Consider the following 15,415-nt stretch of genomic DNA (forward strand, 5'->3'; position numbering starts at 1 on the left):
AGATCTCGAACGTTTTTTAGCCAACTCAGCTATATTTGACCTGCTCGCCTCAGTGTGATCTTATACTCTCTTTTGGGAGAGCCTAGATGAACACGGATGCTTTTACACAGTATTTTGGTGAGATAGACGACCCTCGCCAACCAGCCAAAATTATCTATCCGCTATTCGATGTATTGTTCCTCACCATTTGTGCTGTCATCGCTGGTGCTGAGGGTTGGGAAGACATCGAAGACTTTGGGAGTGCTCACCTGAATTGGTTTCAAAAAAAGGGCTTATTTCCAGAGGGAGTGCCAGTTCACGATACTATCGCTAGGGTGATTTCCCGCCTCGATCCCGTTCAGTTTCAGCAATGCTTTATTCGCTGGGTTCAGTCGATAACACACCGTACTGATGGTGAGCTTATCGCCATTGATGGCAAGGTACTACGCGGCTCTTACGATAGAGAGAATAGACAATCGACCATCCATATGGTCAGCGCTTTTTCCTCCGCTAATGGCGTGGTCATGGGCCAATTAAAAACCAATGCCAAGTCGAACGAAATTACCGCTATTCCAGCGCTGCTCAAGTTGTTGGATATCAAGGGATGCTTGATTTCTATTGATGCCATGGGCTGTCAGACCAACATTGCCAAGACTATTATCAACCAAGGTGGCGACTATTTACTGGCAGTAAAAGGTAATCAAGAGTTGTTGTTTAAAGCGGTGCGAACAACCCTATCAGCGAGCATAGCTGTCTCCACAAACCCCGATAAGATCAACATTGAGCAGGGGCACGGTCGTACTGAGATCCGAGAATATCATGTATTGCCAGCAGGCGATTTAGCGCACCAGTTTCCTGACTGGAAAGGCCTAAAAACTATCGGGGTGGCTATTGGCTATCGTCGTGAAAAATCAGGTAAATCCTCGCTTGAGTATCGTTACTATATCAGCTCAGCAGAGCTCGATAGTATCCGTTTCGGCAAGGCAGTCCGTGGGCATTGGGGTATCGAAAATAGCCTGCATTGGGTGTTGGATGTGTCAATGAAAGAAGATGCCTGCCCCATTTACCGTGAGAATGGGGCTGAAGTGCTGGCGAGCATCCGTCACTTAGCACTCAACATGATACGCTCTGAGACATCAAGGAAAGCCAGTGTTCGTCGAAAGCAAAAAATGGCGAGTATGAGTTGTGCTTACTTGGATAAAATATTAGTTGCTGGATTTACTGTGTTGGGCAAAAAATAAACAAAGATGACCTCACTATACAAAATTGATTATTTTTTATACACGACTAACTTAGTATGCTAAGAACAATATGTTCACGCTCTCACCCTGGGGTAACACCGACATCGTCTGCGGGAGAGCCAGGCAAAGTACTCGGCCTTGAGTTTCAACCTTTGAAATCTCAGCTTGGCATCTCGTTGAAGATTCAGCATGCATCATTCACTATTGGCCAACGGTAAAGCGCTGCGTTTAACCACAGAGTCCAAAGTGAGTTCTTGGCTGTTACTTAAAACTCATAACAAGGCCAATCACACACGCCAGCAAGCTGGCTGGACTCGCTGACGCTCGCCTGTGTTGGCGGCGTTAGACATCAGCTATTTCTAATTTGGAGGCGTTTTGAAAAAGTCAGATCAGGTTACGCCATACTTTTTATATGATTTAGATAAAATTCGTGTCTTCATCGAGTTATCTGATCGTCACTGGAAAGAAGAGTCTATCAAATATAATGAGTCTGATTTAGAAACTGACGAAGCAACATGTTGGGATAGGTACAAATACCGTAATGATCTTAGTGCCCATTTTGATTCTATATTTCCTCAATACCAGAAACAGTCCTATTTGGTAATGTTAGTATCTCTTTTCGAAGATTATTTGAATCAGTTCTGCCATAGTTTGTACTTGGAAAAAGACCTTTGTTGTAAATTGAAAGATTACAATGGAGCAGGAATTGAACGCGCTAGAAAATATTTAACAAAAGTTGCCCTTGTAAAAGTACCTGCTGGAACGGAGTTCTGGCAACGAATCATTGAAGCTCGAGATCTGAGGAATATAGTTGCGCACAATGCTGGGCATCTAGATGAAGAACTTCACAAAAAACATTTCCAAATTATAGATAATAATGAATATTTAGAATCTGAAAAATTTGCAAGGGTTCACCTTAATATAAAACAGAGTTACTTGTTTGAAATTGTTAATGCCATGGAAAACTTTGCAAAAGAAATCAGTGTAAATTTAAAAAATGCCTAACAAAGCAAATCAATCAGACGCATAAACGGTTATCATCGTTTTTGCTAAAACAAAAAGCCAGTAAAAACAACGCCAACCTATGCGCTGTTGTTTGCGGCGTTAGAGTTCGTTTCATCAAGGAAGTCGGTTATCACTCTTAAACATGTTGCCAAGTATTCGATGGTTAGCACTTTAATTCTTGGTGCCATCTTAATTATCGCAGCTCTGATAGGCCAAGTTGAAATTATAAAGCTTACTGGTTTGCTATACCTGATATTCAGCTTAGTATTTGCCGTTTCTTTTTTTATGCTGATTTTACGGCACTATAAGATTACATCGAATAATGATATTTTAATGCGGATTATTGCTATGGTTGGGGCAGTAGTTTGTAGTGGTATTTGGATCGTCTTAATCTATCCAATTTCGTTCCTATTACCATGAACTCTAACAAGAAAATAAACAAGGACACGTAACAGTTGGCTACGTTTCGCTTCGCTGCACAATTTTAGCCAACCATTACTTAGCCTGTAATTTGGGCGTTAGATGAAAATCAAAATCGGAGAAGGATAACCAATTAATGAAGTTTGAGACGAAAGAGGCTGCAGTATTTTTTATTGATATACTTGGCATGAGTGCGCTTACTGAAGGTGAAATAAATTTAAATGGAATTGATGAAAAAATAGATACTTCTATCTATGAAGTAGAAATAAATGGAAGCAAAGGTCTTTCAAGCTCTAATCAGATTATTGCAGCATGGACTCTTAAACGATTTAGAGAGGTGCTTCGTAACGTTCATTTCAAATACGATGTAAAAATATCGCAGCTATCAGATTGTGCTTTTGTTTGGTCTGAGAGTAGCCGTGAGCTCCTATTGGCTTCGTCTGATCTGATGTGGGAATTAACTCTTTCTGGTGTGTTATGCCGGGGCGGTTTAAGTTACGGTGAGGTCATAATACCAACAAATGACAAGGAATCTTTTGGTTCATTTATTCTTGGTGATGCCGTAACTCGCGCAGCAAAGCATGAAGCTCGAGGTAAAGGATGTAGAGTGTTTAGTGATGCAGATGCTATTCATCATTTTCACAAAGATTTTCCGGGTAAAGTTGATTCTCCTGTAGTTTCAACTCGGATATACAACGATATTTTTTCACCTATAACAAACCCTCTCGATTTCAGCATAGTAGATGAATTTAAGTGGTATCTTTTCCATGACCTTAAAAGCATAACTACAGATAAAACTGAGATCGATCATAATAAGTTGGCGATGTACATGGCTGGTCTTGTTTCAACTATCAGGCACTCTCCTTATTACGCATGGAATTCATTAAATAAACATGGTCTTGTCCAGCTTGCCGGTAGCATAGAGGCAATCTCAACAAGCATTGCAATTCATACTAATCATGATGAAGCAAAACTTTCTGCAGAATATTCAATGGTTGGGCTTGAAAAGGTGAATAGAAGCCATGAAATAGTGAAAAGGCATTTCTATCAATACAATGTAAATGCCCTTACAAAAGGCACCCTTGAAACTCTCAGGGAGCGATTAGAAAGCGAAGTTGTAAAAGTGCTTGAGTTTAACTAATCATCTAACAAGGCGCTGCTACGGAAAATTTACTCGCTGGCGCTCCTAAATTTCCGCAGAGCGCGGCGTTAGGTTGGAGGAACTATGCCAGCAATACCAGAAATCGGTGAAGGGCTCATTAGAAGCCACGATCTTCTTGAAGAGCTAAATAATGATATCCTTGAGGCATATAAATCGCTTGAGAATGATCGTGTATCTCAATACTTGAGGCGTTGTCTAGTACGTTGTGTATTTGCCTATATTGAGGCAGTTATTGAAATTATTAAAGTCGAGCTAAGATCAAATCTTAGGACTGGATTTTGTACAGTAGAGCTCACAGAAAAAGAGAAGAAAGTCATTGGCTCTCTATCTATCAACAGAGAAGGTGAACCTCGTATTGGTCTTGAAGATAATCTTAAAAGAACATTTAAATTGGCGTTAAAGATTTGGAAAATAGATGATTATCGCTTGGAAACAAGCGGTGAGGATTTTCAAGATTTTCTTCGAGCAAAACATGCCAAGGATAAGCTAACACATCCAAAGACTTACTATGATATCCAAGTTACAGATCAAGACATGTCGTACCATTCAATTGCAGCGCAATGGGTACGGAATTCTTTTGAACAATTATTCAAACTCCGAGTCGAGCAATTAAGGTCGGGTATTGGTATAGAATATGACGGGATATAAAAGTAAACCTAACAAGCGCATGTTGGCGGACTGATTTTCCGCTGCGCTCCAAACTAGCCGCAAATGCGAGCGTTATGAAATTTTTAGGTAAGGTGCAATTAGTGAACTTTAATGAAAGATTAAAATGTACAACCTGTGGAGGGTTAGTTGATTGCCGTTTTGGTATGTCTAACCGAGATGTCCAGCCTTTTAGGTTTGCTTGCCCATCTTGTGGATCTGGAATTGAAGTAACTGTTGAACAGGGTAAGCAGCCCAAGATGTACGGCGCAGAAAGTCATCCATTGGATGGGCATTTCACTGGTGAAAACCCATTTATTGACTTGCATATTGATTTCCCAGTGTCGTTTGAGCCCTATGTAATGGGGCAGACTCCTTTTCTTAGGGCTATTGGTCGTATTGGACGTGAAAATTTCCAAATCCACAACTTTAGATTGGACTCATTGAACCAGCTGTACAAGAAACATGAAGTTATTGAACGTCTGGTCAACTTATACAAGAGAAAAAGAAACAAAGTGCTTTCTGATCTTGCAGAGAGAGAGTTTGCTGAACCTGCTAAATCGTTTAAAGACTGTGACACTAATATGATGATGTATTGTGTTATTGCGAAAGTTTTTTATCCGTTTTCAACTCCAACATCTAATGCTGAAGATGTCAGCCTGTACCTTACTAAGTTCAATGATATTGTCTCAAAAGACAAAAGTATCATGGACTTATTCGTTAAAGAAATAGTTGATTCTAAATTTATTTTCAATCTTCAAGAGGATTGCTTTGAGATTTATCCTAGAATATTGGAGCTAGAATTAGCCCTAAGACCAGCACTATTTTTAGACTACGACAAAGATTATGTCGATGGAAGTGAACAAGTTCCTTATCGTGTGTCTTCACGTGAATTTAAGAATTATAAAGATCTTTATAAAGACATTTCAGAGATAATATCTAGACAAGTTGTGCTCGTAGCAGGTGTTAATAATTTATTAAAACGCAGTGACCACAATAAATTCTCAGATGAGAAGATTAAAAATCTAAACGACTTTGCTAATAAGCCATTTGGTAAGAAACTAGAATACATTGATGATACTTGGCTACCTATCTCAAAGAGTGTCGCTGATAATCAGTTGAGAAATGCGGTTGCACACTATAAAGCTGAATATGACGAAGTTTTGCAAAAAGTAACGTACTTCCCTAGGCAGGAGGGGATGAAGCAAGAGAAGCCAAACGAAATTTACTTTTTAGGTTTTACACGCAAAATACTAGATTCGTATCGTTTAATGCATTCTCTAAATCAGTTAATTAAGTGCTTATTAAACTATGAGTATTTCATGAGAAATAAAAATTAATAACAAACAATTTAAGAGTGATTCCCAACGCATAGCATTTTTCATTCCATCGTTGGGCCTTGTGTTTACGGTATCAGCTAACAAGAGCTAAAAAGCTAACAGGCCATCCATGTTAGTTGTTTGCTTGAAACTCATAACAAGGCCAATCACAAACGCCAGCAAGCTGGCTGGACTCGCTGACGCTCGCCTGTGTTGGCGGTGTTATGCAATATAGGAGAGGTAATGAAAGAGATTAAACGGCCTGTTAATTCTCATGGGGCTTATCACGCCCATGTGTATTTTGAGCAAGAAACTTTGGAGTTTGCTTCAAAGTTATGTAAAGAAGCCGGTGATCGATTTAACCTTAGAGTTGGTCGTATCCATGAGGTCTTGGTAGGCCCTCATCCAAAATGGAGCTGCCAAATTACTTTTGGCGCTAAAGATTTTGATGAGTTGGTTCTTTGGCTTGAACAAAACAGAAAAGGTCTTACGGTGTTGATTCATGCTCTGTCCGGTAATGACCTAAAAGATCATACTATCTATGCTTATTGGCTAGGAGATAGCATTGAACTTGATATATCAATGTTTAGTGCCTAACAAAGCTAAGCAACATCAGTCGCTGCGTTCCTTGTACAGTCTTTTCGTCGCGCTTTTTGTGCATGGCTGTGCCATTGCTGCACAAAAATCACAACAAAAAATCTGCTGTTGTTAGCGGCGTTATGTTTTAGCGCAAAGCGGATATCGAGTATGGTGAATTATGAAAGCTAAACTCACGTCAGAGATCACCTGTCCAGATTGCGGGCACAGGGAGATGGAGACTATGCCGGAGGATTCTTGCCAGTATTTTTATGAATGTAAAAACTGCAAAGTCCTGCTTAAACCCAAGCATGGTGATTGCTGTGTATTCTGCTCCTACGGCGACACACAGTGTCCACCCATCCAACTAGATCAGTCGTGTTGTTGAAATTTATGATGAGCGGAAGCAAGTTATTAAAGATTGGTGCAGTTGGCAGCATGATTACGGCACTTTGTTGTTTCACTCCAGTTCTCGTTTGGTTGTTCGCGGTTCTTGGGTTTTCAGCGTTGGTGGGTTACCTGGATTACGTGCTTTGGCCAATGCTCGCCTTGTTTCTGGTGATATTGGTAATCGGGTTTGTTCGACGCCGGCGCGGTAAGTCAACATAACCAGTCGTTCAAGTTCGCTTCGGCCCTTAGGGCCCACGCCGGACGTGCTTACGCACGCCGCTTAACAAAACCTGTCCCCCTTGGCCGGGTTGCAATTCTTTGGCCAAGTGGACATAGACGCCGAAAGCCGAGCCATGACCGTGATCTTGAAGGATCTCAATAATGACACCCTGTTTACCAAGGTGCTGCACCCCGTCTGATCCCCCCAGCAAAAGTATCTGGCCCGCACTGCGGGCCATTTTTTGTACGATCTCATTTGAAATAATCTGCTAGTGAATGTTTTATGGGCCACCCATATCAAAATGGCTTTGAAAGCCACCCGTGGCATGAAAAATAGGCGTTGGTTGTTCTGTTTTCTAATTAAAATTTTGGACCGTGCCCATCCTCATCGTGGTCTTTTAACATGATCACTCTGATCCGCGGCTCTGGGTTTCAACTCCAGTTAGCGTGTTGTTGCTATTCGAGCGGAGCTCAGCTCTACCAGCGCCTCATGTGCATGTCTTACTCGTTCCAGATCATGCTCGAATGTTATTTCCTGTTGTGCGCGTTTGAATGAGAGGTGCGCCCACTTGCAAGCTGCGTTCCTCAGGTCTGGGTCTTCTGTTTGAACGAGCCAGCCGAGTGATTTCTGTATCCATATCCCAACTTCGGCCGAGCCCACTCCATCTCTGCAAATGGCCGCATATGCATCCTCAAGAAGATCGTACACATCGAGTGGTGTCACAAACACTCGTTCGAGTTCCGGCTCTATGCGTTCATCGTCTGGTTGCGAACTATTCCAGTCGCGAATTATTCGCGACATTCTGATGACAATATCGATGGCAGTGCCTGGATCATTGATCCCAGGTGAAAGTGCCCTTGAGCCAATCTCGGACATCGCGATCAGTCCAAAGCGCGGGTCATTGCCAAATGTGCGGCGATCGCCAAGGTCGAAAGCCCCAAGGAGGTCAGACATATCCAGCTCCGTATTGGCAGATGCGGATTGCACTGTCAGCAATTTGCGCTGCGGATGTATGAAGGCACCGGGCAAGCTTTGAAGGTAGATGAAGGCGTCGTTGTCCTTGGCCCATTGACTCAACCGACCCGTGTCAATTTGGCGAATGAAACCAAGCTGTTCCGAGAAGAGGTCTATACCGCCCTCCGGGATTTTATCCGCGGGCTGTCCTCCCAATGGAGCGCTGCGAGGCCAGAGCTGAAAAGCTTCACGCGTTGCCGCATCGACCTTTTCTATGGTGTTACCCATGCGTCCGAGACGAGCGATATTGTCGACCCAGCGAACAAACGTGACGACGACCCAAGCAAAAATAGAAATTGTAAGGAGAAAAATTACAAAGCGTCCGGCGACAGCAAAATAGCCGATCTTGATCGCGATAATCCCAACGATGCTGAAAATGAATGCCCCTATGAAGCTGGACAGGGCCGTCTGTGATAAGCCATCTGAAATAATCAAGGAAAATGCTCTCGGCGTCGCGCTACCTCCTGCTGATGCATAGGCTGATACCATTGAAGCCACCGCGAACGTAGCAACGCCTAACATGCTAGCCGAAATGACGGTCAATAATTTTTCGATGGTTTCGATGCTGATGTCGGGAACCGTGTTCTGGATCGGCAAACCATCCGCAAAATGTGACACAAATACCGCAAGCACAGCCAGGAATGCATAGCCGAGTGGCTTAATCCAAAGCTTTTCCTGCAAATTTTGAATCGTGAACTTGATTTTATTACGGATCATCTTGAGCACTCCAACTGGGCTTTGCTGTGTGGTGGGTCGCCGTCTTTATTCTAAAATTCGTAGGCGATGCCCTACTTGATTGGCTCGAGGACAACAACTCTGGCCTGGTAACTTTTTTGATTTCGCAATCAGCTTCAAATGTAGTTCTTTCGTGGACTATATTGTAGTAGCAAGTCACCAACGGAAGGTCCTTTCATGTCGTCTAACTCAATTGCCCGTCTCTCCATTTTTCAGCCAGGGGTAAACTGCGCAGCGGTAGAACTTGCAGATCATGTATCGGTTATCATAGATGGCGAGGAATATTTCGCTGACCTTCAAGAAGCGTTATTGGCTGCTAAGCACCAAGTTGTATTTATCGGTTGGGATTTCGACACTAGGGTCAGTTTACAAGGTGGAAACGGATCAGAAAGCCTCCGCGCTTTCATTGTTCGTCTGCTCAAAAGGAATAAAGCCCTACGCATTTATATTTTGAAATGGAACTTTGGCGCCTTAAAGATTCTGCTTCGCGGACGAATGATCTTCACCATAGTGCGTTGGATGTTTAGCAATCGTTTAAGAATTAAGTTTGACGGGATGCATCCAATTGGCGCGAGCCATCATCAAAAACTCGTGATAATCGATGGTGGTATGGCTTTTTGCGGAGGCATAGATGTCACCAGCGGAAGATGGGATACACGCGAACACCTGGAGAACGATCCTCGACGGGTCGCGCCGGACGGCAAACCTTCAGAACCTTGGCATGACATTTCGATGGCACTGAGCGGACCCGCCGCGAGCCGATTGCACGATCTGGCCTCAGAGCGGTGGGAGCGGGCCACCGGAAAGCCTTTACCAAAAGTCGAGAATACGCCGCATTGGCCTTTGCGAAAACCGTCCGACTTCGAGTCTGTCAAAGTCGCGATAGCGCGAACTCGCGGAGAGTTTCGTGACCTGCAATCGATTAGAGAAAATGAGGCTCTGTTTCTCGATATGATAGCGACAGCGAAAAATTTCGTTTACGTCGAAAACCAGTACTTCGCATCAAGAACTATCGCGGCCGCCATCGCTCGCCGTCTTCAGGAGGAAGACCCACCAGAGTTTGTTATTATTATGCCGCAGGCCGCGGACGGTTGGCTTGAAAAGGTTGCGATGGATACGGCGCGTAGCCAGTTGGTAGCGATGTTGGCCACGACAGATGCACACCAGCGGTTTCGTATTTATCATCCTTTTACTGAAGGCGGTACCCCTGTTTACGTGCACGCTAAACTCATGATTGTAGACGACCGAATCATTCGCGTCGGATCCTCAAATATGAACAACCGCTCGCTTGGATTTGATAGCGAGTGCGACGTAGCGATTGATGCAAGTGCCAACAGCGGCCAGAGTTTAGAGATGAAGATCAGCGAAATCCGTGCTGGTTTAATTGCCGAACATCTCAACACCCCCATCGAAGAGGTACATCGCCTCCTGCTCGGCAAAGGTAAGATGATCGCCGCTATCGAAACGTTGAGGGGAACAGGGCGTTCGCTTCGACCTTTCGAGCAGGAGGATAATGACGAATTAGCGGCATATGTGGCTTCTCAGAACTTACTTGATCCAGTAGGCGAGGATCAGCAGCAATGCGAGAGCCTTAGCGGAAGCAGACGGTTACATCGACGCATTTGGGATAAAATAAAAAATGAATGAAAGGGTTCAAAGCACTTTTAATAGCCAAAGCCCTGTCGTCCTGGTCCCAAATTAGGGAACCCTTACCCGTCCTAATTAACGAGCCACCCATGTGAATTGGTTTGATTTCCTTGAGGTATCTTAACTTGAAAGATTCGAGTTTGATGTATTGAGGAGGCTACGATGCCGATACCACGTTCAACTCAAGTAAGCTTGGAAGATACGCCTTTTTACCATTGCATCAGTCGTACGGTAAGAAGGGCATTTTTATGTGGTGCAGATCCGTACACTTTCCTCATCAATAGGGGTCAATGTTTCGAACACCGCCGTGACTGGATAGAGAAGCGCTTGCTGCTTTTGGCGTAGGTGTTTGCCATTGATATTGCAGCTTTCGCGGTAATGTCTAATCACCTTCATGTGGTATTGAAAGTAGATGCAGAAAAGGCACAGGCCTGGTCCGACATAGAGGTGGTAAAACAGTGGCACCAAGTGTTTGGCGGTACGTTACTTACTCAACGGTTTGCTAACGGCGAAGACATTGAGCACTATTTTATAGACCTATTGGATGTCACGCACTGCCTAAAGGCTTGGTGTTTGAACTGCAAGATTACCTCCGCCTCGTGGATGATACCGGTCGCATACTGCGTAATGATATGCACGGTGCAATTCAAGCCAGTAGCAGGCAGATATTGGAGCGATTAAATATCTCACAGGAAACGTGGCTCAACATCACCCAAGAGTTTATGAATATGTTTAAAGGCCCCGTTGGCTCGCTTTCTGAGCTTACGCATTACTGTGAAAATTTAGGCATGCAACGTGTTGTCCATGCCAGCAGCTGCCAACATTGGACTATCTGACCTCAAACAGGTCTTATTTTCAAGCTCTCTTTGTTACTCTCCAGCAAGAGTGAGCCAGAGCTGTCCGATGGGAGCTTATTTCTTACCTGTGGCTTTAAAATCAGTCACCGCCCCGCAGTTGTTAAGCTGTTTCCAGACTTTTTCAATACAGAAGAGAGTCACCCGCTTATATTTTTCGTTCAAAAGGTTACTATTGAGGCTCTTTTAATATGGATGTCTTGTTAGTTTTTTCTGCGACGCAAAAGAAATGAGTGATGAAATGAAATTATATATTTACAGGCGAAGTTATGAATATTATTCAAACCGATAGTGGAATGACAGATGAACAAAGATCAAAGATCATCTTTGCAGGCGACTTGATTGTTTTTCAACAACTGCCAGCAATGTTGGAATTATGCCAATACACCGATCAGCTATTATCAGAATCCTTGAGTGGCCTGTATCCAGAGCAAGCTCAGTACCATTTAAGTGAGCAGGATTATCGAAGATTTGTTGCCGATACACAGAAAAGAATTCAAGCTGACGATAAAGCTAAGGCGATATTTTTTCATGCGTTGCAGGAAGCAGGTTTAGCGCTAGATTTGACCTATTATGATTACTTTGCTATGCGAGTAGTATCGGCCGAAAAGGCCTTTACGGAGGGTCTGCGTACCGTAGTTGGGCATCATCGTGATACATGGGGAAGCAATATACAAGCGCAGACCAATTGGTGGGCACCTATTTATAAGATAGAAGATGAACGGAGTATTGCCTTTTACCCTTACCACTGGGATCATCCAACCATTAACGATACCTCGGAGTGGAGCTTTAAAGAATATCTTGCTGCGCGCCGCGAAACGCCTGAAGGTGTCGCGGTAAGCTACTCTCCTACACCTCAGTTATTGCGGCCAGTGGATGAAAGCAAGGCGGTAAAAATAGTGATAGAGCCAGGTGATATTCTATGTTTTTCCAGTGCTCATTTACATGCTAGTGTGCCCAACACGACCAAGTTAGCACGTTTTAGCGTTGAAATGCGCACCCTTAATCTAAAAGATTTGAAAGCTGGCCGTGGCGCACCAAATGTCGATAATGCTGGAGGTAAACCGCGCTACGAGTGGTATCGACACGGAGTTGATCAGTCATCATTGAGTATGGCGATGGAGAGTGTATGAGCCGTTGGCGAGTACTCCAAGAAAATCAGTAAAAATACATAACAAAAACATTAAGTCGTTCGCTGTGCTCACTGGGATTCCTCAGTGTTTAGCCGCAGGTATGAACGACTACATTACCAAACCAATTAAACCGCAAACGTTAAAAGAAAAACTTATTACTTGGTTGAGTTAACACTAAAGCTAAATAGGCGGCTTTTAACAAGCCACCTATTTTTAGCTGAAATGGCTATAATTAAGCTTTATTTCATTCTATGTTTTTACTACATAGTTATTTTAATACAAAAAACACTTATACTAAACAGCTATTAACTCCTTCACAACCTAAGTCAATAGTAATAAGTTAAGTAGGTGTTGCTACTTTTTCTTGTTTTAATAAAAAGCAAATGTACGTACTTCGATACTCGCTCTTGCGCCAACATTTGGATCTTGATCCGGGTATTCAAAAGCCGTGTGCGGTGTGAACCGAGCTACACCCTCTTTCACGGAGTCGAAGCCTTTAATAAGAACAACTTCATCGTGATTCATTTCTGAAAAATAGACCCACTTCTGCTCAGCAGCTTTACGCAATGCATATATTTCACCAACATGATCTGTATCTGGAAAGTGAATTTTGGATAGCAGTAAATCTTTTTGATTAACACTAGCTGCATTACAAAATGCTAAAGGTGAGCGCTTTACAATATCCACCAAGGGACGCCAAACATTAATCTGGATCATTCGACGACCTTTGAGTTTAGCAAACTGCTCCACTCCAATGCGCTCTTGTGCACGAGACTGAGCCGTCTGCTCAGTATAATCATTATGAACATGATGCGCTGGTTTACGGCTGCTATCTGCAGAGCCACGCCTTACAGTATGATCAAAAACAAAAACATCTTTCACACCGGTGGCTTCTTTAATAATCGCAATCACTTCGTCATAATAACTAGCTTCAATAGCTTTTTCGTCTGTAAAGTCTTTATGTTTTGTCGGGGCTGTAACTAATTGAAAGCCTTGTTTGTGAACTGAAAATACCTCTTGTGAACTACGCGCATCATCAATAGTAGCTGGCATAAAAGCATAAGCATCATTGTATTTTTGTGGTGCCGCTCCACCAGAGTAAAAAACTTCAGGAGCGAGAGTACTGTCTGGCTTAATATAATTAAGTTCAGATTCGATTTGGCCAGATGTTTTCATTGTTGAGGATGTTGTCGTCATCTTAAGAGTTGTCCTTTTATGCTGTAACTGGTTTTGTGTCACCTTAATATGTTGATCCTACCTAGTTAAATAAACTTCAGCAAAGCATGATAACTTCTGTGCAACAGAAGAAAATGTTTGTATGAAAACAAAAAACTAACCGGAATAGACTATCTTTGATGGGGCAAGTAGTAAATATACGGGTATAGCTACACGCGTTGCAGGCAGTACGATAGCAGCAATTATTTGTACAATGTAAAATAAAAAATGCTTGCGGTTAATTACACAGCCTTTTACAACAATAACTTTAATTCTTTTTCAAGCCAGTTAGAAAAAATTTGAACTTGGGTTCTAGGATTTAGCGGGGTAATAATGTAATAACCCCAATTTGTTGATAGAAGGTTATTAGGGTAAAGGTTTATTAAATTCCCTGCAGCTATTTCGCTATGCACAAGGTGCTCACGCACAAGTGCAACACCTTGACTAAGTTTTGCCATTTCTATTGCAACTAAGGATGCGTTTACCTCTAAAAAGTTAGTATTATCAAATTCGGTAACCCCCGCTTTATTTAACCATTCTCGCCAGTTAGGATAACTTGAATTTTCCATGGTTATATCGCGAATTAAAGTTTGCTTAAGTAAGCCTGAAATTTTGGCGATTTCTGGGTGTGCTTTTAATAAGCTAGGGCAACAAACAGCTAGAAGCTTTTCGTCCTCAGCTAATGAAATAACATTAAAATTTGACCAATCCTCTGCTTTTTTAGCGTATCGAATGACAATATCAAATTCACCTGTAGTTAAATCGAGCAGGCGGTTTGTTATATCTAATTTAACGTCTATATCAGACTCGTCATTCAAAAACTTAGGTAAAATAGGTACTAACCACTTAGAAGTAATAGATGGGGAAGTGCTAATAGTTAAAGCTCCCGATTTTGACAAATCTTTTAATCTATCAGTAACACTTGATAAACACCTAAATGCTTCACTCAAGCTTGGCAGTACATTGAGTGTTTCTTGGGTTGCTGTAAGCCTTTTCCCACCTTTATTACGTATGAAAAGCTGTATGCAAAAGTAAGATTCTAATGTGCGAACTAATTGCCCAATAGCTTCAGGGGTGACACCTATTTCATCAGCTGCGGCTTTAAAGCTACCTAATCGGGCTGTCGCTTCAAAGGCTCTTAGTGCATTAAGGTGCTTAGGTGTTTTCATACAAATGTTTTCTTTGCTATGGGGGTAAGTTAAGTCATTGTCATTTGCTTGTTGGTGTTTAGCAAGACGTTATTATTGCAACACTACAATTTAACTAGAGGCTTAGGTAAATATGTCAGGACAGTTGCTCAAATTGGTCTAAAACACTCAAAATCAAGGTTGGTGACAAAGTGGCGGTTCGTTGTTATCTCTACTCATTCTACGCCTTGATCAGTTATATTTTTTAATCGTTATGTGTTTGCTATTCAATCAACATATAACAAGGTAAATCAATTAGGAAAAATACAGTTTGTCTCTTTTTTTGCAAAGTAACGCAAAAAAGTAGCCAATCAATATTTTCCTATTATTTAAGCGTTAAGTAATGCTGCGGAACTAACGTGGATTTTGTCGTTACGGGCTCTTAAAGATTCAAGACTCCTTCGCTACTGTCTTAGCGCTTGGTTTTGACCTTGTAGGTGCAAATTTATTCAGCACGGTTTGGAGTTTGGCTTTAGGTTTGGCTCTAAAACTATCCAGCTACGCTGGCCCGCCTAATAAATTGGCGGCTACAGGGGCTGCCGAAATTTTCTATAGAACAAAAATGGTGTTCACAAAGTAAGGTCTTACAAATCAAGAGCCTTTGCTCTTGTCGCTCTTGAGCTAGCTCTTATCCGTACGTTCAGTGCTTCTTGTAGCAATTAATCGTGGCAAA

General features: G+C 42.4%; 14 protein-coding genes. 11 read left to right on the forward strand and 3 right to left on the reverse strand.

From position 1 onward, the window contains the following. Positions 1 to 86: 86 nt before the first annotated feature. The 9 genes from R0134_RS07170 to merF all read left to right on the forward strand — a co-directional run bounded on the left by R0134_RS07170 (position 87) and on the right by merF (position 6,956). Entirely contained in the window at positions 87 to 1,220 is a 1,134-nt protein-coding gene (locus R0134_RS07170; protein ID WP_319781770.1) for an ISAs1 family transposase, read from the forward strand. 189 nt (positions 1,221 to 1,409) lie between these two features. Beyond that, positions 1,410 to 1,541 carry a hypothetical protein gene (locus R0134_RS07175; RefSeq protein WP_319784115.1) on the forward strand — a complete coding sequence of 44 codons (132 nt, stop codon included), beginning with the start codon at positions 1,410 to 1,412 and terminating at the stop codon, positions 1,539 to 1,541. A gap of 54 nt (positions 1,542 to 1,595) precedes the next feature. Beyond that, positions 1,596 to 2,225: a hypothetical protein gene (locus R0134_RS07180; RefSeq protein ID WP_319784116.1), complete on the forward strand. Its 630-nt coding sequence runs from the start codon at positions 1,596 to 1,598 to the stop codon at positions 2,223 to 2,225. A 556-nt stretch (positions 2,226 to 2,781) separates the two neighbouring features. Further along, positions 2,782 to 3,786: a hypothetical protein gene (locus R0134_RS07185; protein ID WP_319784117.1), complete on the forward strand. Its 1,005-nt coding sequence runs from the start codon at positions 2,782 to 2,784 to the stop codon at positions 3,784 to 3,786. Positions 3,787 to 3,870: 84 nt separating this feature from the next. Continuing rightward, on the forward strand, positions 3,871 to 4,455 hold the full coding sequence (locus R0134_RS07190; RefSeq protein ID WP_319784118.1) for a hypothetical protein: 585 nt from the start codon (positions 3,871 to 3,873) through the stop codon (positions 4,453 to 4,455). A gap of 74 nt (positions 4,456 to 4,529) precedes the next feature. Further along, complete coding sequence (locus tag R0134_RS07195) at positions 4,530 to 5,792, forward strand: hypothetical protein (RefSeq protein WP_319784119.1); 1,263 nt, start codon at positions 4,530 to 4,532, stop codon at positions 5,790 to 5,792. Positions 5,793 to 6,014: 222 nt separating this feature from the next. After that, positions 6,015 to 6,368 carry a DOPA 4,5-dioxygenase family protein gene (locus R0134_RS07200; protein ID WP_319784120.1) on the forward strand — a complete coding sequence of 118 codons (354 nt, stop codon included), beginning with the start codon at positions 6,015 to 6,017 and terminating at the stop codon, positions 6,366 to 6,368. 160 nt (positions 6,369 to 6,528) lie between these two features. Next, positions 6,529 to 6,735, forward strand: coding sequence for a GDCCVxC domain-containing (seleno)protein (locus R0134_RS07205; RefSeq protein ID WP_319784121.1), 207 nt, complete (start codon positions 6,529 to 6,531; stop codon positions 6,733 to 6,735). An 8-nt stretch (positions 6,736 to 6,743) separates the two neighbouring features. After that, the gene (gene merF, locus R0134_RS07210; RefSeq protein ID WP_319784321.1) at positions 6,744 to 6,956 is read left to right on the forward strand and encodes a mercury resistance system transport protein MerF; all 213 of its coding nucleotides are present in this window, start codon (positions 6,744 to 6,746) and stop codon (positions 6,954 to 6,956) included. A 442-nt stretch (positions 6,957 to 7,398) separates the two neighbouring features. On the opposite strand, the gene R0134_RS07215 is transcribed toward merF, so the two are convergent. Further along, positions 7,399 to 8,688 carry a DUF2254 domain-containing protein gene (locus R0134_RS07215; protein WP_319784122.1) on the reverse strand — a complete coding sequence of 430 codons (1,290 nt, stop codon included), beginning with the start codon at positions 8,686 to 8,688 and terminating at the stop codon, positions 7,399 to 7,401. A 195-nt stretch (positions 8,689 to 8,883) separates the two neighbouring features. On the opposite strand from R0134_RS07215, the gene R0134_RS07220 reads away from it, so the two are divergent. Beyond that, complete coding sequence (locus R0134_RS07220; protein ID WP_319784123.1) at positions 8,884 to 10,353, forward strand: phospholipase D-like domain-containing protein; 1,470 nt, start codon at positions 8,884 to 8,886, stop codon at positions 10,351 to 10,353. 1,123 nt (positions 10,354 to 11,476) lie between these two features. Then, a complete protein-coding gene (locus R0134_RS07225; RefSeq protein WP_319784124.1) occupies positions 11,477 to 12,340 on the forward strand; it encodes a hypothetical protein in 864 nt (287 codons plus the stop codon). A gap of 369 nt (positions 12,341 to 12,709) precedes the next feature. Here the strand turns inward: R0134_RS07225 and R0134_RS07230 are convergent, their stop codons facing one another. Beyond that, complete coding sequence (locus tag R0134_RS07230; protein WP_319784125.1) at positions 12,710 to 13,537, reverse strand: CmcJ/NvfI family oxidoreductase; 828 nt, start codon at positions 13,535 to 13,537, stop codon at positions 12,710 to 12,712. Positions 13,538 to 13,809: 272 nt separating this feature from the next. Further along, the gene (locus R0134_RS07235; RefSeq protein WP_319784126.1) at positions 13,810 to 14,724 is read right to left on the reverse strand and encodes a LysR substrate-binding domain-containing protein; all 915 of its coding nucleotides are present in this window, start codon (positions 14,722 to 14,724) and stop codon (positions 13,810 to 13,812) included. Between the last annotated feature and the right edge of the window lie 691 nt (positions 14,725 to 15,415).

The sequence above is a fragment of the Oceanisphaera sp. IT1-181 genome, assembly GCF_033807535.1.
Taxonomy (GTDB): domain Bacteria; phylum Pseudomonadota; class Gammaproteobacteria; order Enterobacterales; family Aeromonadaceae; genus Oceanimonas.

What these genes read in the sequence shown, in the direction of transcription:
- R0134_RS07190 (WP_319784118.1), top strand. Translation starts at nt 3,871, where the DNA reads ATGCCAGCAATACCAGAAATCGGTGAAGGGCTCATTAGAAGCCACGAT.
- R0134_RS07200 (WP_319784120.1), top strand. Translation starts at nt 6,015, where the DNA reads ATGAAAGAGATTAAACGGCCTGTTAATTCTCATGGGGCTTATCACGCC.
- merF (WP_319784321.1), top strand. Translation starts at nt 6,744, where the DNA reads ATGAGCGGAAGCAAGTTATTAAAGATTGGTGCAGTTGGCAGCATGATT.
- R0134_RS07225 (WP_319784124.1), top strand. Translation starts at nt 11,477, where the DNA reads ATGAATATTATTCAAACCGATAGTGGAATGACAGATGAACAAAGATCA.
- R0134_RS07220 (WP_319784123.1), top strand. Translation starts at nt 8,884, where the DNA reads ATGTCGTCTAACTCAATTGCCCGTCTCTCCATTTTTCAGCCAGGGGTA.
- R0134_RS07215 (WP_319784122.1), bottom strand. Translation starts at nt 8,688, where the DNA reads ATGATCCGTAATAAAATCAAGTTCACGATTCAAAATTTGCAGGAAAAG.
- R0134_RS07205 (WP_319784121.1), top strand. Translation starts at nt 6,529, where the DNA reads ATGAAAGCTAAACTCACGTCAGAGATCACCTGTCCAGATTGCGGGCAC.
- R0134_RS07195 (WP_319784119.1), top strand. Translation starts at nt 4,530, where the DNA reads ATGAAATTTTTAGGTAAGGTGCAATTAGTGAACTTTAATGAAAGATTA.
- R0134_RS07175 (WP_319784115.1), top strand. Translation starts at nt 1,410, where the DNA reads ATGCATCATTCACTATTGGCCAACGGTAAAGCGCTGCGTTTAACCACA.
- R0134_RS07170 (WP_319781770.1), top strand. Translation starts at nt 87, where the DNA reads ATGAACACGGATGCTTTTACACAGTATTTTGGTGAGATAGACGACCCT.
- R0134_RS07235 (WP_319784126.1), bottom strand. Translation starts at nt 14,724, where the DNA reads ATGAAAACACCTAAGCACCTTAATGCACTAAGAGCCTTTGAAGCGACA.
- R0134_RS07185 (WP_319784117.1), top strand. Translation starts at nt 2,782, where the DNA reads ATGAAGTTTGAGACGAAAGAGGCTGCAGTATTTTTTATTGATATACTT.
- R0134_RS07230 (WP_319784125.1), bottom strand. Translation starts at nt 13,537, where the DNA reads ATGACGACAACATCCTCAACAATGAAAACATCTGGCCAAATCGAATCT.